This is a genomic window from Streptomyces apocyni (assembly GCF_009739465.1).
Lineage (GTDB): Bacteria > Actinomycetota > Actinomycetes > Streptomycetales > Streptomycetaceae > Streptomyces > Streptomyces apocyni.
This window is the reverse complement of record NZ_WHOM01000065.1, coordinates 214,781-239,815: the sequence shown is the minus strand read 5'-3', so window position 1 is coordinate 239,815 and position 25,035 is coordinate 214,781. Positions and strand designations below refer to the sequence as shown.

At 70.3% G+C, this 25,035-nt stretch carries 21 protein-coding genes and 2 tRNA genes; 9 read left to right on the top strand and 14 right to left on the bottom strand.

The features are described 5' to 3' along the window. Positions 1-122 precede the first annotated feature (122 nt). Both GCN81_RS20030 and GCN81_RS20025 read left to right on the top strand, forming a co-directional pair. The gene (locus GCN81_RS20030) at positions 123-2,516 is read left to right on the top strand and encodes a ribonucleoside-diphosphate reductase subunit alpha (RefSeq protein WP_156725985.1); all 2,394 of its coding nucleotides are present in this window, start codon (positions 123-125) and stop codon (positions 2,514-2,516) included. Further along, positions 2,516-3,562 carry a ribonucleotide-diphosphate reductase subunit beta gene (locus GCN81_RS20025; RefSeq protein ID WP_156725984.1) on the top strand — a complete coding sequence of 349 codons (1,047 nt, stop codon included), beginning with the start codon at positions 2,516-2,518 and terminating at the stop codon, positions 3,560-3,562. The genes GCN81_RS20030 and GCN81_RS20025 overlap by 1 nt, the downstream gene beginning before the upstream one ends. A 73-nt stretch (positions 3,563-3,635) precedes the next feature. Here the strand turns inward: GCN81_RS20025 and def are convergent, their stop codons facing one another. From def to GCN81_RS19985, 8 genes are all read right to left on the bottom strand, one after another. Beyond that, entirely contained in the window at positions 3,636-4,295 is a 660-nt protein-coding gene (gene def / locus GCN81_RS20020; RefSeq protein ID WP_156725983.1) for a peptide deformylase, read from the bottom strand. 77 nt (positions 4,296-4,372) lie between these two features. Further along, positions 4,373-5,353: a tetratricopeptide repeat protein gene (locus GCN81_RS20015; RefSeq protein ID WP_156725982.1), complete on the bottom strand. Its 981-nt coding sequence runs from the start codon at positions 5,351-5,353 to the stop codon at positions 4,373-4,375. Positions 5,354-5,512: 159 nt separating this feature from the next. Beyond that, entirely contained in the window at positions 5,513-6,751 is a 1,239-nt protein-coding gene (locus tag GCN81_RS20010; RefSeq protein WP_156725981.1) for an HD-GYP domain-containing protein, read from the bottom strand. After that, on the bottom strand, positions 6,748-8,223 hold the full coding sequence (locus GCN81_RS20005) for an HD-GYP domain-containing protein (RefSeq protein WP_156725980.1): 1,476 nt from the start codon (positions 8,221-8,223) through the stop codon (positions 6,748-6,750). Before GCN81_RS20005 ends, GCN81_RS20010 begins: the two co-directional genes overlap by 4 nt. Before the next feature lie 183 nt (positions 8,224-8,406). Further along, positions 8,407-8,742 carry a mycothiol system anti-sigma-R factor gene (gene rsrA / locus GCN81_RS20000; protein ID WP_156725979.1) on the bottom strand — a complete coding sequence of 112 codons (336 nt, stop codon included), beginning with the start codon at positions 8,740-8,742 and terminating at the stop codon, positions 8,407-8,409. Then, positions 8,739-9,398 (bottom strand): sigma-70 family RNA polymerase sigma factor, encoded by a 660-nt coding sequence (locus GCN81_RS19995; protein ID WP_197287713.1) that lies wholly within the window; start codon positions 9,396-9,398, stop codon positions 8,739-8,741. The genes rsrA and GCN81_RS19995 overlap by 4 nt, the downstream gene beginning before the upstream one ends. Before the next feature lie 281 nt (positions 9,399-9,679). Further along, positions 9,680-10,333, bottom strand: a complete 654-nt coding sequence (locus GCN81_RS19990; protein WP_156725977.1) for an alpha/beta hydrolase family protein — start codon at positions 10,331-10,333, stop codon at positions 9,680-9,682. Positions 10,334-10,409: 76 nt separating this feature from the next. Then, positions 10,410-11,225 carry an SOS response-associated peptidase gene (locus tag GCN81_RS19985; protein WP_156725976.1) on the bottom strand — a complete coding sequence of 272 codons (816 nt, stop codon included), beginning with the start codon at positions 11,223-11,225 and terminating at the stop codon, positions 10,410-10,412. A gap of 102 nt (positions 11,226-11,327) precedes the next feature. On the opposite strand from GCN81_RS19985, the gene GCN81_RS19980 reads away from it, so the two are divergent. The 4 genes from GCN81_RS19980 to GCN81_RS19965 all read left to right on the top strand — a co-directional run bounded on the left by GCN81_RS19980 (position 11,328) and on the right by GCN81_RS19965 (position 14,989). Next, positions 11,328-12,056, top strand: coding sequence for a M50 family metallopeptidase (locus GCN81_RS19980; protein WP_156725975.1), 729 nt, complete (start codon positions 11,328-11,330; stop codon positions 12,054-12,056). 97 nt (positions 12,057-12,153) lie between these two features. Then, entirely contained in the window at positions 12,154-13,500 is a 1,347-nt protein-coding gene (gene aroA, locus GCN81_RS19975; protein ID WP_156725974.1) for a 3-phosphoshikimate 1-carboxyvinyltransferase, read from the top strand. A gap of 4 nt (positions 13,501-13,504) precedes the next feature. Next, a complete protein-coding gene (gene rsgA / locus GCN81_RS19970; protein ID WP_156725973.1) occupies positions 13,505-14,515 on the top strand; it encodes a ribosome small subunit-dependent GTPase A in 1,011 nt (336 codons plus the stop codon). 150 nt (positions 14,516-14,665) lie between these two features. Further along, positions 14,666-14,989 (top strand): DMT family transporter, encoded by a 324-nt coding sequence (locus GCN81_RS19965; RefSeq protein ID WP_156725972.1) that lies wholly within the window; start codon positions 14,666-14,668, stop codon positions 14,987-14,989. 13 nt (positions 14,990-15,002) lie between these two features. Here the strand turns inward: GCN81_RS19965 and GCN81_RS19960 are convergent, their stop codons facing one another. Then, on the bottom strand, positions 15,003-15,590 hold the full coding sequence (locus tag GCN81_RS19960; protein WP_156725971.1) for a TetR/AcrR family transcriptional regulator: 588 nt from the start codon (positions 15,588-15,590) through the stop codon (positions 15,003-15,005). Positions 15,591-15,714: 124 nt separating this feature from the next. Here GCN81_RS19960 and hisN point away from each other — a divergent pair, with 124 nt between their 5' ends. Further along, positions 15,715-16,515, top strand: coding sequence for a histidinol-phosphatase (hisN, locus tag GCN81_RS19955; protein ID WP_156725970.1), 801 nt, complete (start codon positions 15,715-15,717; stop codon positions 16,513-16,515). Between the two features lie 173 nt (positions 16,516-16,688). Continuing rightward, the gene (locus GCN81_RS19950; RefSeq protein WP_156725969.1) at positions 16,689-17,096 is read left to right on the top strand and encodes a CBS domain-containing protein; all 408 of its coding nucleotides are present in this window, start codon (positions 16,689-16,691) and stop codon (positions 17,094-17,096) included. A 75-nt stretch (positions 17,097-17,171) separates the two neighbouring features. On the opposite strand, the gene GCN81_RS19945 is transcribed toward GCN81_RS19950, so the two are convergent. Next, positions 17,172-18,623 carry a catalase gene (locus GCN81_RS19945; protein ID WP_156725968.1) on the bottom strand — a complete coding sequence of 484 codons (1,452 nt, stop codon included), beginning with the start codon at positions 18,621-18,623 and terminating at the stop codon, positions 17,172-17,174. A gap of 161 nt (positions 18,624-18,784) precedes the next feature. Between GCN81_RS19945 and GCN81_RS19940 the strand changes: the two genes are divergently transcribed. Beyond that, positions 18,785-19,204 (top strand): Fur family transcriptional regulator, encoded by a 420-nt coding sequence (locus GCN81_RS19940; protein WP_156725967.1) that lies wholly within the window; start codon positions 18,785-18,787, stop codon positions 19,202-19,204. A gap of 136 nt (positions 19,205-19,340) precedes the next feature. On the opposite strand, the gene GCN81_RS19935 is transcribed toward GCN81_RS19940, so the two are convergent. From GCN81_RS19935 to GCN81_RS19920, 4 genes are all read right to left on the bottom strand, one after another. Next, positions 19,341-19,414: transfer RNA gene (locus tag GCN81_RS19935), tRNA-Met, on the bottom strand. A gap of 125 nt (positions 19,415-19,539) precedes the next feature. After that, positions 19,540-21,699, bottom strand: coding sequence for a tetratricopeptide repeat protein (locus tag GCN81_RS19930; protein ID WP_156725966.1), 2,160 nt, complete (start codon positions 21,697-21,699; stop codon positions 19,540-19,542). 218 nt (positions 21,700-21,917) lie between these two features. Continuing rightward, a tRNA-Met gene (locus tag GCN81_RS19925) sits at positions 21,918-21,991 on the bottom strand. A 48-nt stretch (positions 21,992-22,039) separates the two neighbouring features. Then, positions 22,040-24,928 (bottom strand): UPF0182 family membrane protein, encoded by a 2,889-nt coding sequence (locus GCN81_RS19920; RefSeq protein WP_156726293.1) that lies wholly within the window; start codon positions 24,926-24,928, stop codon positions 22,040-22,042. Positions 24,929-25,035 lie beyond the last annotated feature (107 nt).

The following is a 25,035-nucleotide window of genomic DNA, read 5'->3' as shown; positions in this document are numbered from 1 at the left end:
GTCCGGGCCTCGTGGAATGGGCTGGTGGACGCGGAGCGCGGCGGTCCCTGTCCGGGGGCGCCCACGCCCGTCTCCCCCGCCGCTCCCCGCAGGCCCCGCGCCGAGCGAGGGAGTGCTCCACCGTGACCATCGCGCCAGCCGATCCTGTCTCAAGGGTTGCCGAGCAGGTCGAAGACGCCCCGGGCACCGCACTGCTGCGGACCCTGACCGACTTCACCGCCGACCTCCCCGACACCGACCCGGGCAAGGTGGCCGCCTCCGCGCTGCGCGGTCGGCACGCCGGATCGGACGCGGCCGAGCTGCGCTCGCTCGCCACCGAGGCGGCCGCTGGCCTGATCGGTGACGACCCCGCGTACGCGCGCCTGGCGGCCAGGCTGCTGACGGTCACCATCGCCGACGAGGCCGCCTCCCAGGGGGTCACCACCTTCTCGGAGTCGGTCGCCACCGGTCATCGCGAGGGCCTGATCGCGGACCGTACGGCCGCGTTCGTCGCCGCCCACGCGGCGCGCCTGGACGCACTGATCGACACCGAGGCCGACGACCGCTTCGGCTACTTCGGGCTGCGGACGCTGCACAGCCGTTACCTGCTCCGCCACCCCGTCACCCGCCAGGTCATCGAGACCCCGCAGCACTTCATGCTGCGCGTGGCCGCCGGGCTCGCCGAGGACGACTCCGAGCGGGCCGTGGACGAGGTCGCCGCCCTGTACCGCCTGATGAGCAGGCTCGACTACCTCCCGTCGTCACCGACCCTCTTCAACTCCGGCACCCGGCACCCCCAGATGTCCTCCTGCTATCTGCTGGACTCGCCGCTGGACGAGCTCGACTCGATCTACGACCGGTACCACCAGGTGGCGCGGCTCTCCAAGCACGCGGGCGGCATCGGACTGCCGTACTCCCGTATCCGCTCCCGCGGTTCGCTGATCCGCGGCACCAACGGGCACTCCAACGGCATCGTGCCGTTCCTGCGCACCCTGGACGCCTCGGTGGCCGCGGTCAACCAGGGCGGCCGTCGCAAGGGCGCGGCCTGTGTGTACCTGGAGACCTGGCACGCTGACCTGGAGGAGTTCCTGGAGCTGCGGGACAACACCGGCGAGGAGGCGCGGCGCACCCACAACCTCAACCTGGCGCACTGGATTCCGGACGAGTTCATGCGCCGGGTCGAGTCGGGCGGCGACTGGTCGCTGTTCTCCCCCTCCGACGTGCCGGAGCTGGTCGACCTGTGGGGCGACGCGTTCGACGCGGCGTACCGCGAGGCCGAGGCCGCGGGTCTCGCGCAGAAGACCATCCCGGCCCGCGACCTGTACGGCCGGATGATGCGCACCCTCGCGCAGACCGGCAACGGCTGGATGACCTTCAAGGACGCCTCCAACCGCACCGCCAACCAGACCGCCGAGCCCGGCCACACCGTCCACTCCTCGAACCTGTGCACCGAGATCCTGGAGGTCACGGACGACGGCGAGACGGCCGTCTGCAACCTGGGCTCGGTCAACCTGGGCGCGTTCGTGGTGGCGACGGAAACCGGCGGGGACATCGACTGGGAGCGGCTCGACGCCACCGTCCGCACCGCCGTCACCTTCCTTGACCGGGTCGTCGACATCAACTTCTACCCGACCGAGCAGGCCGGGCGCTCCAACGCCAAGTGGCGCCCGGTGGGCCTGGGCGCAATGGGCCTGCAGGACGTCTTCTTCCAGCTGCGGCTGCCCTTCGACTCCCCCGAGGCGAAGGCCCTGTCCACCCGGATCGCGGAGCGGATCATGCTCGCCGCGTACGAAGCGTCCGCCGACCTCGCCGAGCGCAACGGCCCGCTCCCGGCCTGGGAGAAGACCCGTACCGCGCGCGGCGTACTGCACCCCGACCACTACGGCGTACCGCAGCACTGGCCGGAGCGCTGGGCCGCGCTGCGGGAACGTATCGCCGCGACCGGCATGCGGAACTCGCTGCTGCTGGCCATCGCGCCGACCGCGACCATCGCCTCGATCGCGGGCGTCTACGAGTGCATCGAGCCGCAGGTCTCCAACCTGTTCAAGCGCGAGACCCTCAGCGGGGAGTTCCTCCAGGTCAACGCGTATCTGGTGCAGGATCTCAAGCGGCTCGGCCTCTGGGACGCGCGGACCCGTGAGGCGCTGCGCGAGGCCAACGGCTCGGTGCAGGGCCTGGGGTGGGTTCCCGAGGAGATCCGGGCGCTGTATCGCACCGCCTGGGAGCTGCCGCAGCGCGCGCTGATCGACATGGCCGCGGCCCGTACCCCGTACCTGGACCAGTCGCAGTCGCTGAACCTGTTCCTGGAGACGCCGACCATCGGCAAGCTCAGCTCGATGTACGCGTACGCCTGGAAGCAGGGCCTGAAGACGACGTACTACCTGCGCTCGCGCCCGGCGACCCGGATCGCCCGCGCCGCGTCCGGCCAAGCGGCGACGACGACCGCCCCCGCCCCCATCCCCGTACAGGCGACGCCCGAACCCGACGCGGTCGCCTGCTCCCTGGAAAACCCCGAGTCCTGCGAGGCCTGCCAGTAATGACCACCCCGTCAGCTCCCTCAGCTCCCTCAGCTCCCTCAGCCGAGAAGAACCTGCTCGACCCGGGCTTCGAACTCACCCTGCGCCCCATGCGCTACCCGGACTTCTACGAGCGCTACCGCGACGCCATCAAGAACACCTGGACCGTCGAGGAGGTCGACCTCCACTCCGACGTCACCGACCTCGCCAAGCTCTCCCCCGGCGAGCAGCACATGATCGGCCGCCTGGTCGCCTTCTTCGCGACCGGCGACTCGATCGTGGCGAACAACCTCGTCCTCACCCTCTACAAGCACATCAACTCCCCCGAGGCGCGGCTGTATCTGTCGCGGCAGCTCTTCGAGGAGGCCGTGCACGTCCAGTTCTATCTGACGCTGCTCGACACCTATCTGCCCGACCCGGACGACCGTGCGGCCGCCTTCGCCGCCGTCGAGAACATCCCGTCCATCCGTGAGAAGGCCGAGTTCTGCTTCAAGTGGATGGACTCGGTGGAGTCCATCGACCGCCTGGAGACCAGGGCCGACCGGCGCCGCTTCCTGCTGAACCTGATCTGCTTCGCGGCGTGCATCGAGGGGCTGTTCTTCTACGGGGCCTTCGCCTACGTGTACTGGTTCCGCTCGCGCGGACTGCTGCACGGCCTGGCCACCGGCACCAACTGGGTGTTCCGGGACGAGACGATGCACATGAACTTCGCCTTCGAGGTCGTGGACACCGTCCGCAAGGAGGAGCCCGACCTCTTCGACGACGAACTCGACCGGCAGATCACCGACATGCTGCGCGAAGCCGTCGAGGCGGAGCTGCAGTTCGGGCGGGACCTGTGCGGCGAGGGGCTGCCGGGGATGAACACCGAGTCGATGCGCCAGTACCTGGAGTGCGTCGCGGACCAGCGGCTGGCCCGGCTCGGGCTGGCTCCGGTGTTCGGCGCGGAGAACCCGTTCTCGTTTATGGAGCTCCAGGGTGTGCAGGAGCTGACGAACTTCTTCGAGCGCAGGCCGTCGGCGTATCAGGTGGCGGTCGAGGGGTCGGTGTCGTTCGACGACGACTTCTGACGGGTGCGGTGTGAGGGCACCGGGCGGGTGCGGGTGAGGGCACCGGGCCACGGTGCCCTCACACCCGCGTCACTCAGGCGTTCGGTACGACCTCGTAGCGCGGCGTGCCCTCGGCCATCTGCTTCAGCGCGTCCTTGCGCTCGCGCTTGGAGAGCCGGTCGATGTACAGGTAGCCGTACAGGTGGTCCGTCTCGTGCTGGAGGCAGCGGGCGAAGTAGCCGGTGCCGCGGACCGTGATCGCGTTGCCCTTCTCGTCCTGGCCGCGGACCACCGCGTAGTCCGGGCGGGCCAGTGAGGCGTAGGCGGTGGGGACAGAGAGGCAGCCCTCGTTGGAGTCGTCGAGTGAGCGGCTCTCGGCCGGGATCTCCTCGAGTACGGGGTTGCAGACGACGCCTGTGTGCCGCTTGCCCGCGTCGTCGGGGCAGTCGTAGACGAAGACCTTCAGGTCGACGCCGATCTGGTTGGCGGCCAGGCCCACGCCCTCCGCGGCGTGCTGGCTGGCGAACATGTCGTCGACCAGCTTGGCCAGCTCGTCGTCGAAGGCGGTGACGTCCTTGCACTCCTTGTGGAGTACGGGGTTGCCGACGACCGTGATCGGACGTGCGGTGCCACGGGCACGGTAAGCCTGCTCGCGCTCCTCGCACTCCTCGGTGTCCACGACGAAGCCCTCGTCGTCGACGGGGAGTACCGCCGCGTTCTCAGCGAGCTGCTGTTCGGTGTCCTGCTGGGCCATGTCCGCCGTACGCCTTCCTCAACCAGACCTGTGGTGCGTACAGCCTAAGGCCAGCCGGGGCAGCGGCCCCCACCGTCTCAGCAGACCTCCTCCAGATCACGCCAGTCCCTGGAGTCCGGGCTGTCCGCCACCCAGCCGTCGAGGAGCCCGCGCACCAGGCCCATGGGAGCGGCGATGCCGCACTCCCGCTCGGGCACCCACAGGGCGCCGTCCGTGCGGTGGCCGAGCGGGCCCGGGTGGCCCGGCTCGCTGTGGTCGTGCGGGTCGAGGTGGTCGCCGTCGCCCTCGTCGCTGGGCATCCGGCTCTCGGAGCACATACGGCACAGCAGCCGCACCGACGAGGACCAGTCCTCGGCCGCGAAGCCCGCGTCGGCGGCGAGGCGCTCCAGGGCGTCCCGGTCGTCCTCGGTCGCGGCCTCCAGGAGGACGACCCAGGTCGGCACGGGGGACGGCGCCCAGAGCTCGATCTCGTCGAAGACGGGATACGAGTGACCGGCCTCGGTGGTCCGCTCGCCGTGCGGGACGCCGTCGTGCAGGACGACCTCACCCCAGCGGCGCCCCGAGGACGGCAGCGGGATGGACAGCACCTCGATCCGCGCCGGGTCCAGCCTGCGGCCCCACACCACCTCGGCCTCGCCTTCGGGCGACAGTCGTACGGCCGCGCTGCCCAGCTCCATGCCGAGCGGCTCGCCCGCGGCAGCGGCGCCACCGGGAACCCTGAGGCCGTACGCCTGCCAGGCGCGCCTGGCCAGCGGCCAGTCCTGCAGGGCGGTGGCCGCGATGCCGACGTTCCACCAGTCGGGGGCGCCCGCCTCGCGGTCGAGCAGGGCGACGGCGCGCAGTCCGGCCGCTCGCGCCTGCTCCCAGTCGTGCCGGAACTTGTGCAGCAGGGCCAGGTTGAACCAGGACTCGGACAGCCACGGCTCCAGGTCCGCCGCACGCGTCAGCAGCGCGCCCGCGTCCTCGTACCGGCCGTCCCCGATCAGCGTGAACGCCCGATCGGTGGCCTGCCGCCATGAGGTGGAGGGCCGGTGCCGTCCCTTACCGAAGATCCTCACGATTCCCGCCTGCCAGGTCTCTCACACCAGTTCTGCTCATTCGCGCGGCGCCGGGGTTCGTCCCCCAGACACCCTGTACTCGCATCCAACCATGCCCAGTCGGACCGGCGCTCATTACCCATGGGTTACCCAGCTGAGGCCCGGCTCAGGCCGTCTGGCTCAGGCTGGCCGGGCCAGTACGCGCGCTAGTGACTCAACGACTTCCGGCTGGTAGTCGTGCCCGGTGGCGAGGCGCAGACGCTCCAGGGCGGCCAGCGGGCCACCGGGCCCCTGTGCTCGGGCCATCTCGTCGTAGGCGTTCACGGCGCGCACGATCCGGGCGGTGAGCGGTTGTTCACGGTACGGGTCCGCCTGACGCTCGACGATGACGGCCACGTGGGCTGGCACGCCCGTCTGGCGCACCACCGCGCCGCCGAGCAGGGCGATCCGGCGCTGTTCGGCGGTGGGCAGGGCGGCGGTGGCGCCTGCGGGGACGGGGTCGAGCAGCGACAGCTGGCCGATGTCGTGCATCAGCGCGGCGTACTCCAGGATCATCAGGTCGGACTCGGTCAGGCCGAGCTCCCGGCCGACGGCCCGGCTGAGCGCGGCGACGCGGCGGGCGTGCCCCGGTGGGGTGTATCCGGCGACCTCGGTGGCCCGGGCGAGTGAGGTGATGGTCTGCCGGTACGTGGTGCGGACGGCCGCGTAGCGCCGGAAGGCGAACTGGGTGAGCAGCAGCGGCAGGCAGAACACGGGCAGCGCCCACAGTCCGACGACCGCGACCGCGAGGGCGATCACGGCGCCGGTCGCGCAGACCGCTGACGCTACGCCGAGCAGCGCGCGCAGCTCGTCGCGGAGCAGCGGCCCGTAGCGCAGCGAGCGTCGGCCGCCGCGCGCCAGGGCGGCGGCGAGTACGGCGTCACAGAGTGCGGTGAGGACAAGAACCCCGACGATCCACAGCGCGTAGTACGGGCCGTAGCCGACCAGCTCGCCCACTTTCCCCGCGTTGTAGAGCGGCTGGAAGCAGACGGCCGCGAAGCCGACGGTGAGGACGCGGCGGGCGATGTGGTCGAGCCCGGGGCCGCGGCCGCGCGCGAGGTGCGGCACCGATCCGGCCAGCGTCGCCGCGACGACGACCGCGATGACCTGGAGCACGCCGTGGGTGGTGGGGGCGCCCGCGTGCTGCCCGAGCAGGGCGTACGCGAGTGCACCGGCCGCGCCCAGTGGCGCGGGCTCGCGTTCGCCGCCGCCCCCGCTGCCCCAGCGGGCGAGCTCGCCGACGGCGATGAGCAGCCCGAAGGCGAGGGCGGTGCCGCGCTGGTCGATGCCGTGCCACAGCGTCCAGGCCAGCGCCCAGGCGGTGAGCGACCCCGCCGCGGCGCACACGAGGGTCGCGGCGGTGGGCGTACGGCGGCTCATCGGACCGCACCGGGGCGGCTCGGGCGGACGGCGCTGTCGGATGCGGCGGCGTTGTCGCTTGTGGGGCACTCGCTCGTGGCGCTGTCGGCTGTCGCGCTGTCGGTTGTGGCGCTCTCGCGCGGGCTTGGGCGCTGCGACGGCGGCACGTTTCTCCCCGAATCCTGGGGACGGTGCGGGCGGTGCGGCTGGTCCGCCGTGACGGCCGGGTACCAACTGTGCCGGTCCAGGGCGCGCACCAGCGCCCGTACCATCCGCGGGTCGAACTGCTGCCCGGCGCAGCGCTTCAGCTCGGCCACCGCGTCCTCGACCGGCCGCGCCCGCTGGTAGCAACGGGTCGAGGTCATCGCGTCGAAGGCGTCGGCGACCGCGACCACCCGGGCGAACTCCGGGATCTGCCGCCCCACCAGGCCGTACGGGTAGCCGCTCCCGTCGAGCCGCTCATGATGGTGCAGGATGGCCGACCGCGCCTCCCCCAGGAAGCCGATGCCGCGCACCATCTCATGGCCGTACTCGGGGTGCAGTTCGATGACCCGACGCTCCTCGGGGGTCAGCCGGCCGTCCTTTCTGAGCAGCCGGGTCGGCACCCCCAGCTTGCCGACGTCGTGCAGGATTCCAGCGAACCGCAGCACCTCCACGCGCTCGTCGGGCATGCCCAGCTCCCGGGCGATCAACTCCGCCGCGCGGCCCACCCGTTCGCTGTGGCCGCGGGTGTACTCGTCCTTGATGTCCACGGCCTGCACCAGGGCTCTGATGGTGGCCTGGTGCGCGGCGCGCTCCCGGTGGTACTGGGCGAAGCCCCAGCAGGAGATGTACATCGGCAGCAGGACCAGCAGCGCGGCCACCGGGCCGTACGGGCTGCGCCAGAGCACCGCCATCATCAGCCCGGCGAGCCCGTGCGCGGCGATGGGTACCAGCGAGCGGAGCAGCTGGTCACGCCAGGCGGTCCGCAGCGGCACGCGCTCGGCGGTGGCCAGGATGCCGCCGTCCAGCGCGGCCAGGGTGAGGCAGAACGTCAGCGCGGCGGCACCGGCGGGCAGCAGAGCGTGCGGGAAGTGCGGCTGCGCCGGGGCGCCCGCGCCGAGCAGGGTGCAACCGCCCAGCGCGCGGTACACGGTGGCGCCCGCCCAGCACGCCATGGAGAGCTGGGCCGCCCGCCACAGACGGCGCGGCCCCGCGGGGCGCCGCTCGACGGGGGCGAGCAGCGCACCGGGTAACGCGATCAGCCCGGCGGCACCGGGCGGCAGCAGGAACACCCCGGCGAGCAGCACGGGAAAGAAGGCGCCGAGCCGCTGGGGCGCGCTCTCCCCGGCGAAGCGGCACCGGACGGCCTGCTCGCAGCCCGCGTACAGCGTGGCGAGCAGCACCACGGCCGTCCACGGCGTCGGCTGGCTGAACGTGGGCAGCACGCAGCCCACCGCACCGAACGCAGCGCACACGATCAGAAGACGGGCCCGCGGAGGAACCGACCGCATCCGTCCCCTCCTCACCGTGACGCTGGTCAGGGCACGCGGGTGGCGTGCCCGGTCAGCATCCGGAGAATAGGGCGGTGGCGCGCGGCGGGAGAGGGCTACGTCGGATTCGCCCGGCTCTGCGGCCGTGGATTAGCACCTTCGGGTGACAGCGGACCGCTGCCCCGAACGGGAACCAGGCCCGAGCTAGGCCTCGTTGCCAGCGATCGGCAGATCAGCCGACGCCGTGAAGTCCTGGGCCGTGATGTCCTGGTCGGGCACAGCCTGTCCCGAGCGGATCAGGTCGATCCGCCCCATGACCTTCGACCGCAGATCGGTCGGTACGTCGTCGTGCCCGCAGCAGCGCTTGACCAGCTTCTTGACCGCCTGTTCGAGGCCGTACTTCTCCAGGCACGGAGAGCACTCCTCGAAGTGCGACTCGAACTTGTTGCAGTCGCTGTCGGGCATCTCTCGGTCCAGGAACTCATAGAGGTGGTCCAGGACCTCTGAGCAGTCCGTCTCATGCGGATCTCCGCAGCTCATGAGCCTGAGCCTTTCCGATCGTTCGACGCCTGAGCCGCGCCCGCCGGAACCAGCCCGCGCTCACGGGCGTAGTCCTCCAGCATGCCGCGCAGTTGACGGCGGCCCCGGTGCAGCCGGGACATCACCGTGCCGATGGGTGTTCCCATGATGTCCGCGATCTCCTTGTAGGCAAAGCCCTCGACGTCTGCCAGATAGACCGCGATACGGAACTCTTCGGGAATCGCCTGGAGCGCCGACTTCACGTCAGAGTCCGGCAGATGATCCAGGGCCTGCGACTCGGCGGAGCGCAGACCGGTGGACATGTGCGACTCCGCGCGCGCCAGCTGCCAGTCCTCGATGTCCTCGGCGGCGCTGCGCTGGGGTTCGCGCTGCTTCTTGCGATACGAGTTGATGAAGGTGTTGGTAAGGATGCGGTACAGCCAGGCCTTGAGGTTGGTGCCCTCTCGGAACTGGTGGAAGGACGCGTACGCCTTGGCGTAGGTCTCCTGCACCAGGTCCTCCGCGTCGGCCGGGTTGCGCGTCATGCGCAGGGCGGCCGAATACATCTGGTCGAGGAACTCGAGCGCGGTCGCCTCGAAGCGGGCGTTGCGCTCGGTAGCCGACTCCTCTGCCGTCTCTTCCACTCGGCCGTCGTCGGTCCCAGTGACCGGACCCACCTCCTCCAACGATGTGGCGAGACCGGTACCGGACCCGCTCGAATCGGAGGATAGACGACGTTCCCGCCTGCCCGCCGCTCGAATACGAGCGGTCTTGGCCGCTGCCAGCATGGACTTCTCCAGGTCAGCGGCCTTGACGCGGCGATCAGAAGGAGTCGCTGGCGACGCGGCCGCCGAAGGGCGGTGGCGATCGACTGACGGGCAGATGGTCGAACCCATGCGGCGGACTCCCTCTCACACTGTGCTTCGTACCGACGTCCCCGACAACATCGAACACAGCCTCAACATTCCCGAAGGCCCTTGACCCAGGCGGTGACTTCCTCGGTGATACGCGCCACAGCCTCGTCCTGCTCGATGGGCGCCTTCTTGGCTACGGCGAACCCATGGTCGCCGTACGGGATCTCCACCAGGTCGTAGGAACCTTTCGGGAACTCCGCGGGCTTCCCGAAGGGGTCGTTGCCGCCCTGGACGACCAGCGTCGGCACCCCGGCGCCGAGGAGTTCGTCGGCGCGGGACTTCTCGGGCTTGCCCGGGGGGTGCAGCGGGAAGCTCAGAGCCAGTACGGCACAGGCGCCCAGCTCCGTCGCCGTACGGCAGGCGACGCGCGCTCCGGCGCTGCGGCCCCCGGAGATCACCGGGAGGCCGGGGCGCGCCAGCGCGGGCCACAGGTCGCGCCAGCCCACGTCCAGGGTCTTGGGCGCGGGGGCGACCTTCTTCCCCGCGACCCGCCAGGGCTGCTCGACGAGGGCGACGGTGACGCCGTGCGCGGGCAGTTCGGCGGCCAGCGCGCGGAGGTCGCGGGACTCGATGCCGCCGCCTGCGCCGTGGCTGAGGGCGAGGACGAGGCGGGGACGGGGGCGCTGGGCGGGGTGCCAGGTGATGCGGGCGTCACCGGCGTCGGTCTCGACGATCTCGGGGTTTGTGTTCGGGGTCACCACGCCATAGTGCCCCGGACACGACCTCAGAAGAGGGAGCTCAGAGATGAGCCCCGCGATGAGCTCAGAGACGAGTTCAGAAGAGCGTGCCCTCCTCCGGGCCGTCCAGTTCCTTCAGCAGCTCAGCCCCGTTGTTCCGTACGTTACTCACCGCTATCGAGACCGGGTAGGCCCGCATCAGCCCCTCCGGAGGAGGGGCGAGCAGCGGCCGCAGGTCCTCCACCTCGGTACGCGCGGGGTCGAGCCAGGCGTCCCAGCGGTCCGGCGTCAGCATGAGCGGCATCCTCGGGTGGATATCGGCCAGCGACCGCGGGCCGTCGGCCGGGGCGACGCCCAGCGGGCCGGTCTCCGCCTCCGTGGTGATCACGGAGCAGGTGACCCACCACGCGCCCGGGTGGTCGTCGGGCAGCGTGCGGTCCCGCCAGAACTCGTACAGGCCCGCCATCGCGAAGACCGAACCGTCCGCCGGGGTCACGAAGTACGGCTGTTTACGCGGCCGCTTCTTCTTCCCCTCGACCTCCAGCTGGCGCTCCGTCTCGCCGGTGACCCACTCGTAGTAGCCGTCGGCCGGGAGGATGCAGCGGCGGGCGGTGAAGGCGCGGCGGAAGGACGGCTTCTCGTGGAGGGTCTCCGCGCGTGCGTTGATCATCCGGGCGCCGCCTTCGGGCGTCTTGGCCCAGGAGGGGACGAGTCCCCACTTGAGCCGGCGCAGCTGGCGAACCGGACCGGGGCTCTCGGCGTCCTTAAGGGGGCGGTCCAGGACCGCGTAAACCTCTTTGGTCGGCGCCACGTTGTAATCCGGGGCGAGAGTCTCGTCCGACTCCCACTTATCGATTTCAAAGATTCCCGCGAGATCCTCGGGCCGACGACTCGACGCATACCTACCGCACATACGTGCCACACTGCCAGGCCCACCCGTCGCCCGGCCACCACCCCGCAACGACGGTGCTACGCACCGGCCAATTTTTCTCGCGGCTAGGAGCTCATCCCCCCAATGGACAGCATCACCCTCGCTTCCGCGTCCCTGACCACCCTGTGGGACCGCGTGTTCAGCGCCCAGCCCGACCCGGAACCGTGGCTGGTGTACATCACCGGCGTCGCGGCCCTCGCCGTGGTGATCACCCAGGGGACCTGGCGGATAGCCCGTAACGCGATCACCATCGCCCACGAGGGCGGCCACGGGCTGATAGCCCTGGTCACCGGCCGCACGCTGGAGGGCATCCGGCTGCACTCGGACACCAGCGGCCTCACCGTCAGCCGGGGCAGGCCCACCGGCATCGGCATGATCCTCACCGCCGCCTCCGGGTACACCGCGCCCCCGCTGCTCGGCCTGGGCGGCGCCTGGCTGCTCGCCGCGAATCACATCACCCTGCTGCTGTGGCTGGCGACGGCCCTGCTCATCGTGCTTCTGGTGATGATCCGCAACGTCTACGGCGCGCTCACCGTGGTCCTGACCGGGGGTACCTTCCTGCTGGTGTCCTGGCTCGCCGACGCCGAGGTGCAGGCCGGGTTCGCGTACGCCGTGGTGTGGTTCCTGCTCATCGGTGGTGTACGACCGGCGTTCGAGCTCCAGGCGAAGCGGAGCCACAGCGGCGCCTCGGACTCGGACGCCGACCAGCTGGCGCGTCTCACCCGGGTACCCGCGACACTGTGGCTGTTCTTCTTCCACGTCGTCTCGGTGTGCTCGCTGATCGGCGGCGGTCGCTGGCTGCTCGGCTGGTGACCTGGCTACCCGGACAGCTACCTGGGCACTGTTTCGACAGGGTTTCGCCATGTTTGATCAAGATCCGGTGTCGGTGCGAGCCATTAAAGTAAGAGGCATGACCGAGAACCCGGCGCACTCCGCCCTCTGGCCCGCCCCGCTCGCGAGCGGAGCCATCCACGCGACGGTCCCCGTGCCCGGCTCGAAATCGGTCACCAACCGCGCCCTGGTCCTGGCCGCGCTCGCCGCCGAGCCGGGCTGGCTGCGCCGCCCGCTGCGCTCCCGCGACACCTTGCTGATGGCCGGGGCACTGCGCGCCCTGGGCGTCGGCATCGAGGAGACCGTCTCCTCCAGTTCGTCGGCCACGGGCGCGAACGGCGCGGGCGAGGCCTGGCGGATCATCCCCTCCGGACTGCACGGCCCGGCCACCGTCGATGTCGGCAACGCCGGTACGGTCATGCGCTTCCTGCCGCCGGTGGCGACCCTCGCCAACGGCGACGTCCGGTTCGACGGCGACCCCAGGTCGTACGAGCGCCCGCTGAACGGCGTGATCGACGCCCTGCGCGGCTTGGGCGCCAGGATCGACGACGACGGTCGCGGCGCGCTGCCGATGACCGTGCGCGGCGGCGGTGCGCTGGAGGGCGGCCAGATCGAGATCGACGCCTCCTCGTCCTCCCAGTTCGTCTCCGCGCTGCTGCTTTCCGCCCCGCGCTTCAACCAGGGCGTGGAGGTGCGCCATGTGGGCGGCCGACTGCCCTCCATGCCGCACATCCGGATGACGGTCGACATGCTGCGCGCGGTCGGCGCCCAGGTCGACTCACCCGAGTCCGGTGGCGAGCCCAACGTCTGGCGGGTCACCCCCGGCGCGCTGCTCGGCCGCGATCTGGTCATCGAGCCCGACCTGTCCAACGCCCAGCCGTTCCTGGCCGCCGCCCTGATCACCGGCGGCCGGGTCACCATCCCGGACTGGCCCGAGCGCACCACCCAGCCGGGTGACGCGCTGCGGGAGATCTTCACCGAGATGGGTGGCTCCTGCGAGCTGACCGAGCAGGGCCTGACGTTCACCGGTTCCGGCGCGATCCATGGCATCGACGTGGATCTGGGCGAGGTCGGCGAGCTCACCCCGGGCATCGCGGCGGTGGCCGCGCTCGCCGACTCCCCCTCGACGCTGCGCGGTGTCGCGCACCTGAGGCTGCACGAGACCGACCGCCTCGCGGCGCTCACCAAGGAGATCAACGAACTCGGCGGTGACGTCACCGAGACCGCCGACGGTCTGCACATCCGCCCGCGCCGACTGCACGGCGGGATCTTCCACACCTACCACGATCACCGCATGGCCACCGCGGGCGCGATCATCGGCCTGGCGGTCAAGGACGTACAGATCGAGAACGTCGCCACGACGGCGAAGACTCTCCCGGACTTCCCCGGCCTCTGGACGGACATGCTCGGGGCCCGGAGCAACTGACACCATGCGCCGCTACGGCAAGAACCCCGACGAGGACGACATCCGGGTCCGCCCCAACCGCAAGGGCAACCGGCCACGTACGAACATCAGGCCCAAGCACGAGGACGCGGCGGACGCCATGGTCCTCACCGTGGACCGGGGGCGGCTGACCTGTCTCGTCGAGGACCGCGTCGTGATGGCGATGAAGGCGCGTGAGCTGGGCCGCAAGGCCGCCGTGGTGGGCGACCAGGTCGCCCTCGTCGGTGACCTGTCCGGCAAGAAGGACACCCTGGCCCGGATCGTCCGGATCGAGAAGCGCACCTCGGTGCTGCGGCGCACGGCCGACGACGACGACCCGTACGAGCGCGTGGTCGTCGCCAACGCCGACCAGCTGGCGATCGTCACCGCGCTCGCCGACCCCGAGCCCCGGCCACGGCTCATCGACCGCTGTCTGGTGGCGGCCTATGACGCGGGCCTCGAACCCCTGCTGATCCTCACCAAGGCCGACCTGGCTCCGCCGGACACGCTCCTCAAGGCGTACGGCGCGCTCGGTGTCCCGTACGCCGTCACCAGCCGGGAGGAACTGGCGGGCGGCGAGGCGGCGGCACGGGTCAAGGAGCTGCTGGACGGCCATGTCACCGCGTTCGTCGGGCACTCGGGCGTCGGCAAGACGACCCTGGTCAACGCGCTGGTACCAGAGGAGCGGCGGCGTAGCACCGGCCATGTGAACGCGGTCACCGGCCGTGGCCGCCACACCACCACATCCGCCCTCGCGCTTCCGCTGACGGACTCCGAGGGCTGGGTGATCGACACTCCGGGCGTACGGTCCTTCGGGCTGCACCACGTTGATCCCTCGCGGGTCATCCACGCCTTCCCCGATCTGGAACCCGGCACCGAGGGCTGCCCGCGCGCCTGTAGCCACGACGAGCAGGACTGCGCGCTGGACTCCTGGGTCGCCGACGGTCACGCGGACCCGGCACGGCTGTACTCACTGCGCAGGCTGCTGGCCACCAGGGAACGACGCGAGGGCGACTGATCCCGCTTGATCCCGCTGATCCCGCTTGATCCCGCGGGTGTTTACCCCCACACGCCGACGGTAAGGGCATAATCTCAACTGACGATCCAGCGATCTGAAGCCCCGCCGGGCGGGCGCAGAGCGGTCACTTGAGCTCGGGAGGGACACACCATGGCGTGGCTGCTGGTCATTGTCGCTGGCCTACTGGAGACCGGATTCGCGGTGTCTCTCAAGCTCTCCCACGGTTTCACCCGGCTCTGGCCAACGATCTCCTTCGCGGCTTTCGCGCTGAGCAGCTTCGGGCTGCTGACCCTCGCCCTGAAGCGACTGGATGTCGGTCCCGCGTACGCGGTGTGGACGGGCATCGGTGCCGCGGGGACGGCGATCTACGGCATGGTCTTCCTCGGCGACGTGGTCTCCACACTGAAGCTGGTCTCGATCACGCTGGTCATCGTCGGCGTCATCGGCTTGCAGCTTTCGGGCGGCGCGCACTAGGGGGACGCCCCCCTTAGGCCCGCAGAGGCAGCAGGTCGCCGACGAGGCGGGCCGCCCCGCCGTCAGCCGGGGCCACCACACAGGACAACGCGAGCCGCATCGCCAGCTCGCAGGTCCGCGCCAACTCCTCCGCCTCGGACCGCGTCGCACCCGGCTGGCCGAGCGCGGCCACCGCACGGTCCCGTACGAGTGCCATCAGCTCCCCCGGTGCCGGAAGCGCGCCGTCCACCCGGCGCTGGGCCGGGACGGCGGAGCCGGACGGCACGGCCGCCAGCGTCGGCGCGGGCAGTCGCGGCCCCCAGCAGCCCGTGAGGATGGCGTACACCAGGGCGTTGTCCCGGCCCATGGCCGCCGTCCACTCCGCCGCGGCCTCGAGTCCGCCGTGGCCGAGCGCCCGGTCGAGCCCGGCCAGGTAGCCGTCGGCCTCCCGGCGCACCAGGGCCCTGGCCAGCCCGTCCTTGCTGCCGAACTCGTTGTACAGGGTTTGCCGGGAGACCCCGGCGGTGGCGGCGACGTCAACCATCCGCACGGCACTCCACGGGCGGTGCAGCAGCGCGGTGTACGCCGCTTCCAGTAAGGCTTCGCGCGCTGCGGGCATCATCGCCTCCCAGCCGATCGGCTCCGCGGCTCGGTGCCAGAGTTGACGCGCCTGACGGCACTGTCAAGGGGCACGACAGGGTCGGGGCCATGTGGCTGACGTGGACGGCGCTCGATACTGTTCGGCCATGTCCGACTTCCACGATGACCTCCGCCTCGCCCATGTGCTGGCCGACGCCGCCGACCGCGCGACCATGGAGCGCTTCAAGGCGCTGGACCTGAAGGTCGAGACGAAGCCGGACATGACGCCGGTCAGCGAGGCCGACAAGAACGCCGAGGAATTGATCCGCGGGCAGTTGCAGCGCGCCAGGCCGCGGGACGCGATCCTGGGCGAGGAGTACGGCATCGAGGGCACCGGACCGCGCCGCTGGGTGATCGACCCGATCGACGGCACCAAGAACTACGTACGCGGCGTTCCGGTCTGGGCGACGCTGATCTCCCTGATGGAAGCGGGCGAGGGCGGCTACCAGCCGGTGGTGGGCGTGGTCTCCGCACCGGCGCTGGGGCGCCGCTGGTGGGCGGCGAAGGGCGCGGGCGCGTACACGGGCCGCAGTCTGACGTCCGCGACCCGGCTGCACGTCTCCCAGGTGTCGCGGATCTCCGACGCCTCGTTCGCGTACTCCTCGCTCAGTGGCTGGGAGGAGCAGGGGCGCCTTGACGGCTTCCTCGACCTGACGCGCGCGTGCTGGCGCACCCGTGGCTACGGCGACTTCTGGCCGTACATGATGGTCGCCGAGGGCTCGGTGGACCTCTGCGCCGAGCCGGAGCTCTCGCTCTGGGACATGGCGGCGAACGCGATCATCGTGACGGAGGCGGGCGGCAGTTTCACCGGCCTGGACGGCACGCCCGGCCCGCACAGTGGAAACGCGGCGGCCTCCAACGGCCAGCTCCACGAGGAACTGCTCGGTTATCTCAACCAGCGGTACTGAGAGCGCGGGTGCGGACAGCCCGGGTACCGAGAGCCCCGGGTACTGAGAGCGCGCACTCCCACTTGTTGCCGTTCCGTTTGCCTGCCACTCTAAGAGCGACCCCACTTGTGAACTTGTGAATCCATTCCCTAGGGGTCTAAGGGATGGGTTCACCAAGGAGGTGGCTCCAGCCCATGCTCGTCCGCGACGCCATGAGCACCCTGGTCCTGACCCTCGGCCCCGACCACACCCTCCGCCAGGCCGCCCGACTGATGTCCTCGCGCCGGGTCGGCGCGGCGGTCATCCTCGACACCGACGCCAGCGCCCTCGGCATCCTCACCGAGCGCGACATCCTCAACTCCATCGGAGCAGGTCAGGACCCTGACCTGGAGACAGCAGGCGCCCACACCACCACCGACGTCGTCTTCGCCGCCCCCGTGTGGACCCTGGAGGAGGCGGCCGAGGCCATGACACACGGAGGCTTCCGACACCTGGTCGTACTGGACGACCGGGAGCCGGTCGGGATCGTGTCCGTACGCGACATCATCCGCTGCTGGACACCCAGCCGACAGCATCACTCGGCGACACTGGCGACGAGCTGAGCGCGACGGCGCCCGGGGGGATCAGGTCCCCCCCGGGCGCCGTACGAACCGGGCGGGTCAAGCACGCGGGGCGGCTCAGGCGCGCAGAGCGGTGACCGCGGCCTCGAGACGCTTGCCGAAGTCGCCGTCCGCCTGGCGGAAGTTGTTGATCGCGCGCTCGGCGATGTCGTCACGGGAGACGCCCGCGATGTTCCCGGCGAGGTTCTCGATCAGGCGTGCCTGCTCGTCCGCCGACATCATCCGGTAGAGATCGCCCGCCTGGACGAAGTCGTTGTCCTCGGCGTGGCTGGGCGCCTCGTGGTTGCCCGTGTCACCGGTGACGGTGACCGGCTGCCAGAGCGGCCTGTCGGTCTGGAACGGGCCGCCGAAGCTGTTCGGCTCGTAGTTCTTCGCGCCCTTGTGGCGGCCGTCGTACAGGTAGCCGTCGCGGGAGTTGGTGCGCGCCTCGGTGGCGTGCGGGCGGTTCACCGGCAGGTGGTCGGCGTTGATGCCGACGCGGTAGCGGTGCGCGTCGCCGTACGCGAAGAGGCGGCCCTGGAGCATCTTGTCCGGGGACGGGCCGATACCCGGCACAAAGTGCGCGGGGCTGAAGATCGACTGCTCGACCTCGGCGAAGATGTTCTCCGGGTTGCGGTTGAGCTCCAGCTTGCCGATCTCGATCGGCGGGTAGTCCGCGTGCGGCCACACCTTGGTGAGGTCGAACGGGTTGAAGCGGTAGCTGGCCGCGTCGGCCGCGGGCATGATCTGGACCTGCACGGTCCAGGACGGGAAGTCACCGCGCTCGATCGACTCGCGCAGGTCGCGCTGGTGGCTGTCCGGGTCCTCACCGGCGAGCTTGGCGGCCTCGGCGGCGGTGAGGTTCTTGATGCCCTGGTCGGTCTTGAAGTGGTACTTGACCCAGAAGACCTCACCGGCCGCGTTGTTCCACTGGTACGTGTGGGAGCCGTAGCCGTTCATGTGGCGCAGCGTGGCCGGAATGCCGCGGTCACCGAAGAGCCAGGTCACCTGGTGCGTGGACTCGGGGCTCAGACCCCAGAAGTCCCATACGTTGTCCGCCTCCTGGGAGCCGGTGTACGGGTCGCGCTTCTGGGTGTGGATAAAGTCCGGGAACTTGATGGCGTCCTTGATGAAGAACACCGGGGTGTTGTTGCCGACGAGGTCATAGTTGCCCTCTTCGGTGTAGAACTTCAGCGCGAAGCCGCGCGGGTCGCGCACCGCGTCCGCCGAGCCGAGGTTGCCCGCGACGGTGGAGAAGCGCAGGAACGTCTCGGTCTGCTTGCCGACCTCGGAGAGGAACTTCGCCCGGGTCCACCGCGAGACGTCACGGGTGAGGGTGAAGGTGCCGTACGCGCCGGCGCCGCGGGCGTGCACGATGCGCTCCGGGATGCGCTCGCGGTTGAAGTGCGCCAGCTTCTCGAGCAGCGACTGGTCCTGGACCAGGACGGGGCCGCCGACGCCCGCGCTCTCACTGTTCTGGTTGTCGGCGACCGGCGCCCCGGCCTCTGTGGTGAGCGGTCCCTGCGTCATGTGCGCCTCCTGCGTCGTCTACTGCGAAGCCTGTCCCTGGCTAATACCGGTTTCGATCCTACAATGGACAATGTCTAAGTCAAGCAAGCATCCACATCGAGGAAGCATCCAGACTCACACCTGTTCAGGACTTAGGCCCCTTGGCTGCTAGGCTGACCCCCATGAGTGACCTGTTGGAACGACTGCGCGGACGCGGCTGGCGTATGACCGCCCAGCGGCGTGTCGTGGCCGAGGTCCTCGACGGCGAGCACGTCCATCTGACGGCCGACGAGGTCCACGCGCGTGCTGTGACGAGACTGCCCGAGATCTCCCGGGCGACCGTCTACAACACGCTGGGTGAGTTGGTCACACTCGGTGAAGTACTCGAGGTATCGACCGATCGCAGAGCCAAGCGCTACGACCCGAACGCGCACCGGCCGCACCACCACCTGGTCTGTGCCCAGTGCGGCGCGATCCGGGACGTCCACCCCTCGGGTGACCCGCTCTCCGACCTCCCGGCGTCCGAGCGCTTCGGCTTCACGATCTCGGGCGTCGAGATGACCTACCGCGGCGTCTGCCCGAACTGCGCGGCCGCCGCCTGAGCCTTCGGCCTCCCGGCCACCGCGAAGCCCCCCCGCACCGGACTGGTGCGGGGGGGCTTCGTCGTCCGTACAGACGCGTGCCGGGGTACGACTAAGGCCCGGATTCTCTTACGAGAATCCGGGCCTTAGCCTTCAGTAGCGGGGACAGGATTTGAACCTGCGACCTCTGGGTTATGAGCCCAGCGAGCTACCGAGCTGCTCCACCCCGCGTCGGTGAACACCACACTACGCGAGGCCTACGACCAGCGCAAATCCCTTCCGGACAGCCCGCGGCGCGGTGTGACGGCGGGCAGGGGCGACCTCTCCCGGCCGCCCCTTGGCTGCTCCTCGCGCCGCTACGCGGTCAGCTCCTGCTGGAGCGCCTCACTCAGCCGCGCCGCCCGCTCGGCCACCTCCGCGGGACCGAGGTCCACGGCGCGATCGCACCAGCGCTGCCCCTCGGCCAGCTCGCCACGGCGCGCGCAGAGCAGCGCGAGGCGGAGCGCCGCGCGCCCGTGTCCCGCCTCCGCCGCGCGGGTCCACCACAGCAGCGCCTCCGGCTCGCTGCCCTCCCGGGCCAGCAGCAGACCGAGGTTGAAGGCGCCGTTGCGACTGCCCGCCTCGGCTGCCGTGCGGTACCAGTGGGCCGCCTCGACCACGTCACCGCGGGCGGCCGCGAGCATGCCGACCCGGACCTGGGCGCGCCGGTGGCCCTGCTCGGCGGCGCGCTCGTACCACTCCTCGCACTCCGATTTCCCGGTGACCGCCTCGCCCAGTACGACATCCGACTGCGCGTGGCAGTCGAGCAGCGTGCCGAGTCGGTAGGCGGCCTCGGGGCTGCCGCCGCCCGCCGCGCACCGCAGATGGCGCTCGGCTCCCTGCCGGTCACCGTCGCGGAGCCGGGCGATGCCGACCTGCAGCGCCGCCTCGGTGTGACCGGCCGTGGCGGCCCGCTCGTACCAGCTGAGAGCGGAGCTCTCCTCGCCCCGGCCCGCGTGCAGGATGCCGAGGTTGAACGCCGCGTCCACGCTGCCCGCCTCGGCGGCCTTGGAGAACCAGGGTTCCGCGCCCGCCGTGTCGCCGACCTGCAGCAGCAGGACAGCCAGCGCGTTGGCCGCCTCACGGTGCCCCGCGTAGGCGGCGCGGCGGTACCACTGGTCCGCCTGGACGGTGCGGCCCTGCCCGGCACAGAGCAGCGCGAGGTTGTACGCGCCGTTCACGTCGCCCGCGTCCATCGCGGCGCGGTACCAGCGCTCGGCGGTCTGCGTCTCGCCGCGCTCGGCGTGCAGCGCGCCCAGCGCGTTGGCGGCGTTGCCGTCGCCGTCCTGGGCCGCCTTGAGCCACCACACGGACGCGCTCTCCTCGTCGCCCGCGTCGCGCAGCAGGAAGCCGAGCGCGCAGGCGGCGCGCGATTCGCCGTCCCTGGCCGCGGACAGGTACCAGCGTCCGGCGTCCCTCAGCTCGCCGCGCTGCTCCAGGATCGCGCCCAGGTGCAGGGCGGCCCTGCGGTGGCCGCGCGCGGCGGCCTGGCGGTACCACTGCTCGATCTCCTCAGCGAGAGTGAGCCCGGCGGCGCCAGGCGCGCCGTGCGCGCCCGTGGCGTGCGACCCGGTCCGGGGTCCCCTGGGGTGGGGGCCGGTCTGATGCGATCCGGTCTGATGCGCTCCAGACTCGTGCCCTCCGGACTGGTGCGCACCGGTCGGCTGCGAACCGGTCCGGTGAGAAGCCGCCGCCTGCGTGAGGCCAGCAGTCGCCCGCAGTCCCCCAGAGACCCGCCCGGGCCCCTGTGTCGCGCCCCGCGCGGGATCGGTGGGCACCGCGGGGTCCTCGACCCCCGCGCCCGGCGCGCCGTCGACGACCACCTGCGCGGTGCGCAGCAGTTCGGCGCCGAACATGACGGCGCGACCCGCCGCGCGGTCCGGTGCGCCACGGCGCACGGTCGGGCGCTCGCGCCCGGCGGGCTCGGCGGCGGCCCGCCGCTCCAGCGCGCGGGCCAGGCGGTACGCGGCCTCCCGGTGGCCGCGCTCGGCGGCGGTGCGCATCCAGCGCTCCGCGCCGACGTCGCTGCGGTGCTCCAGCAGGTCGGCCAGCGCGTAGGCGCCCAGCACATGGCCCTGCTCGGCGGACTGGCGCAGCCAGTACTCTGCGGCGGGCTCGTCGCCGCGCTCGCGGTGATAGCGCCCCAGCGCGTGCGCGGCGGCGGCGGAACCCGCGACGGCGGCGATCCGCCACCAGCCGGCCGCCTCGTCCCCGTACCCACGCTGGTGCAGCAGGACGCCGAGGTTGTTCGCGGCGGCGCGGTCGCCGTCGGCGGTGGCGGCCCGCAGGTAGGACTCGGCACCGTCAAGGTCGCCGCGGCGCAGCAGCAGTGCCCCGAGAACGCTCATGGCAGCGGTGTCGCCCGCCTCGGCGGCGCTCCGATGGCGCGCCTCATCCTCGGCCGCCTCACCGGGGTCCTCCCGGTCGGCGGACCGCGTAAGTCGCCCTGTCTCCAACAGAGTCGTCCTGTCCCCCATACCATCCATCGTCGCACCACCTGCAACCTGGGTACACCTGGTATACCGCGGCCAGTGAGGTCACTTCAGCGTTTTGTCGACATGCCCACAGAGAGATAAGTCAAACACAGATCTGCCAACTGACGGGTGAGCGGCGGCCGTACGGTCGCGCACCCAGGTGGTCACGCACAAGACGAAGGCCCGGATTCTCCGTTGAGAATCCGGGCCTTCGTCGTCAGTAGCGGGGACAGGATTTGAACCTGCGACCTCTGGGTTATGAGCCCAGCGAGCTACCGAGCTGCTCCACCCCGCGCCGTTGTGTTCAAACCGTACCACGGCGCGAGGGGGAGCTCAGACCGCGTCAGTCGCCGCCTGACCCGTCCTCCTTGTCACGGGCCGCGCGACCCCGCTCAAGGGCCTTCTCCAGCTCGTCCATCGCCTTGGCGTACCCGGCCAAGTCGCCGTCCTTCAGCGCCTTCTGGCCCTCCTCGTACGCCTTCTGGGCGTCGTCGAAGGCCTTCTCGACCGTCGGGTCCTGCGGCTCCTCGGCACCCGGCTCCTCACCGGGCTCGGCTGGCTCCTTCGGCTCTTCCGGCTCCTTCGGTTCCTCGCCGTTGGCGCCGAAGACCTTGTCGAGCGCGGACTTCAGGTCGTTCTCGAAGGCCGTCTCGCCGCCGTAGGACACCGCGACCTTCTTCAGCAGCGGGTACTGGGCGTTGCTGCCCTGGACGTAGATGGGCTCGACGTAGAGGAAGTCGTCGTCCATCGGCACGGCGAGCAGATTGCCGAAGATCATGTTCGACTTCGACGTCTCCGCGTTCCGGATGAACTCCTGTACGTCCGGCCGTGAACTGAGCTTGCTCTGCCACTGGACCGGACCGTCGACATTGTCACCCTTGACCCGCAGCAACCTTATGGTGCCGTAGTCCTCGCTGTTGGCATCCGCGTCCACCGCCATGTAGGAAGCCAGGTGTGGGCGTCCACTGGGGGTGTAGGTGCTGGTCAGCGAGAACTTCTGCGCGTCGTCACCGGGCATCCGCAGCGACAGGTAGTACGGCGGGACGGCCGTGTCACCCTTGCTCGTCGGGTCGTTGGGCACCTGCCACACGTCACTCGCGTTGTAGAACTGCGTGGCGCTGGTGACGTGGTAGGTGCTCAGCAGCTCACGCTGGACCTTGAACATGTCCTGCGGGTACCGCATGTGCTCCTTGAGCTCCGCGGGGATGTCGGCCTTGTCCTTGACCGTGCCCGGGAACGCCTTCTTCCAGGTCTTCAGGAGCGGGTCCTTCTCGTCCCACTCGTAGAGGCGCACCGTGCCGTCGTAGGCGTCGACGGTGGCCTTCACCGAGTTACGGATGTAGTTGACCCGGTTCTCCTGGGCGACGACGGCCCGCTGGCTGTCGTCGTCGGTCAGCGAGTCCGCGGTGGTGTCGCCCAGGGTGGTGCGCGACGAGTACGGGTACTGGTTGCTGGTGGTGTACGCGTCGACGATCCACTGGACCTTGTTGCCGATCACCGCCGGGTAGGCATCGCCGTCGATGGTCAGCCACGGGGCGACCGCCTCGACACGCTCCTTGGGCGTGCGATTGTACAGGATCTCGGAGCCCTCACCGATCGCTCCCGAGTACAGGATCTGCGGCTCGCTGAAGACCGCCGCGTACGCCGCGCGGTTGAGCGGGTTCGAGAGGTCGATCCCGCCCTTGCCGGTGTAGCTGTAGGTCTTCTGGCCACCTGCCTGTTCGAAGTCGAGCTCCTTCTGGGGCCCGCCGACGATGGAGTACTGGGTGGTCTTCTCGCCGAAGTAGATCCGCTGCTGGTAGTCCTCGGCGAAGTCGCCGGTGGTCGGCAGACCCGACGACGTGAAGTCCGGGGTCCCCTCGGAACCTTCCTGGATGTCCGTGCCCTTGGCCGCGACCGCGCCGTAGCCGTGGGTGTAGATGAAGTGCTGGTTGATCCAGTTGCGCTGGTCGACCCGGTCGAGGTCCAGCTCACGCAGACCGATCACGGTGTCCTGGCCGTTGTACCGGTCCACGTCCAGCGTCGTCGGGAACTGGTAGTACTTACGCTCCTGCTGGAGCTGCTGGAAGGTGGGCGAGACGATGTTCGGGTCGTTCAGGCGGTAGCTGGCCGTCCCGTCGGCGGTCTTTCGCAGCTCCTCCGGGTCCCGCTTTCCTCCCTCGTCCGCGTAGTCCTCCGCCTTCACATCGGCGATCCCGTAGGCCTCACGGGTCGCGTCGATGTTCTTCTTGATGTACGGCGTCTCCTTGGCCTGCTCATTCGGCTTGACCTGGAACTGCTGCACGATCGCCGGGTACAGGCCACCGATCAGCAGGGCGGAGAGCACCATCAGGCCGAAGCCAATCAGCGGAAGCTGCCAGGTGCGCCGCCACAGGGTGGCGAAGAAGAGCACCGCGCAGATGATGGCGATGAAGAACAAGATCGTCTTGGCTGGCAGGTAGGCGTTGGCGTCGACGTACCGCAGGCCCACCCAGTTGTCGGCGTTCTTCAGGTCGCCCGACTTGACCACCAGGCCGTACCGGTCGAACCAGTACGCGATGGCCTTGAGCGCCACGAAGATGCCGAGCAGCACCGAGAGGTGCCCGGTGGCGGCCGCCGTGGCCCGCGATCCCGGCGTGGTGATCCGCAGCCCGCCGTACAGGTAGTGGGTCAGCGCGGCGGCGATCAGCCCGAGCACCGTGGCGGCGAACCCGAAGCCGAGCAGGAAGCGGTACCAGGGCAGGTCGAACATGAAGAAGCCGATGTCCATGTTGAACTCGGCGTCCCGCTGACCGAAGGCCGTGCCGTTCACCCACAGCATCCAGGTGCGCCACTGGCCCGAAGCGGAGGCACCGGCGATCAGCCCGACCAGGGCGGTGATCCCGAGCAGAATCCACTTCTTGTACGGCGCGATGCTCATGCGGTAGCGATCGAGGCTCTGCTGCTCCATCGACATGGCGCTCAGCGGCGGCCGCAGTCGGTGGGCAAGCCAGATGTTGACACCTACGGCCGCCGCCATCAGCAGCCCGAAGACGGTGAACAGCCCGATCTTGGTCCACAGGGTCCTGGTGAAGACCGAGGAGTACTCGACGGACCTGTACCACAGCCAGTCCGTCCAGAAGCCCGCGAACATGACGAAGAGCATGGCCAGGACGGCCAGCACGCCCAACGTCAGGAGCAGGTTCCGGACCCGACGGGAGGGTCGGCCCACTTTGATCCGTGGCCCGGAGGGGCCTCCGCCGCGGTCCGGCATCTGGAAAGCCAAGGTGCGCACCTCTAAGTTCGCTGTGGAGTCGCTATGGGTGGAGCAGGCTCAGCGATCGTAGAGCCCACTCATGCAACTTACCGAAGCTTTACTCA

Excerpts from the sequence above, each read along its gene's own strand:
- rsgA (WP_156725973.1), top strand. The coding sequence starts at position 13,505 with ATGCGCCGCTACGGCAAGAACCCCGACGAGGACGACATCCGGGTCCGC.
- GCN81_RS19940 (WP_156725967.1), top strand. The coding sequence starts at position 18,785 with ATGAGTGACCTGTTGGAACGACTGCGCGGACGCGGCTGGCGTATGACC.
- rsrA (WP_156725979.1), bottom strand. The coding sequence starts at position 8,742 with ATGAGCTGCGGAGATCCGCATGAGACGGACTGCTCAGAGGTCCTGGAC.
- GCN81_RS19980 (WP_156725975.1), top strand. The coding sequence starts at position 11,328 with ATGGACAGCATCACCCTCGCTTCCGCGTCCCTGACCACCCTGTGGGAC.
- GCN81_RS19965 (WP_156725972.1), top strand. The coding sequence starts at position 14,666 with ATGGCGTGGCTGCTGGTCATTGTCGCTGGCCTACTGGAGACCGGATTC.
- hisN (WP_156725970.1), top strand. The coding sequence starts at position 15,715 with ATGTCCGACTTCCACGATGACCTCCGCCTCGCCCATGTGCTGGCCGAC.
- GCN81_RS19945 (WP_156725968.1), bottom strand. The coding sequence starts at position 18,623 with ATGACGCAGGGACCGCTCACCACAGAGGCCGGGGCGCCGGTCGCCGAC.
- GCN81_RS20025 (WP_156725984.1), top strand. The coding sequence starts at position 2,516 with ATGACCACCCCGTCAGCTCCCTCAGCTCCCTCAGCTCCCTCAGCCGAG.
- GCN81_RS20005 (WP_156725980.1), bottom strand. The coding sequence starts at position 8,223 with ATGCGGTCGGTTCCTCCGCGGGCCCGTCTTCTGATCGTGTGCGCTGCG.
- GCN81_RS19950 (WP_156725969.1), top strand. The coding sequence starts at position 16,689 with ATGCTCGTCCGCGACGCCATGAGCACCCTGGTCCTGACCCTCGGCCCC.
- def (WP_156725983.1), bottom strand. The coding sequence starts at position 4,295 with ATGGCCCAGCAGGACACCGAACAGCAGCTCGCTGAGAACGCGGCGGTA.
- aroA (WP_156725974.1), top strand. The coding sequence starts at position 12,154 with ATGACCGAGAACCCGGCGCACTCCGCCCTCTGGCCCGCCCCGCTCGCG.
- GCN81_RS19930 (WP_156725966.1), bottom strand. The coding sequence starts at position 21,699 with ATGGGGGACAGGACGACTCTGTTGGAGACAGGGCGACTTACGCGGTCC.
- GCN81_RS19920 (WP_156726293.1), bottom strand. The coding sequence starts at position 24,928 with ATGCCGGACCGCGGCGGAGGCCCCTCCGGGCCACGGATCAAAGTGGGC.
- GCN81_RS19985 (WP_156725976.1), bottom strand. The coding sequence starts at position 11,225 with ATGTGCGGTAGGTATGCGTCGAGTCGTCGGCCCGAGGATCTCGCGGGA.
- GCN81_RS20010 (WP_156725981.1), bottom strand. The coding sequence starts at position 6,751 with ATGAGCCGCCGTACGCCCACCGCCGCGACCCTCGTGTGCGCCGCGGCG.
- GCN81_RS19960 (WP_156725971.1), bottom strand. The coding sequence starts at position 15,590 with ATGATGCCCGCAGCGCGCGAAGCCTTACTGGAAGCGGCGTACACCGCG.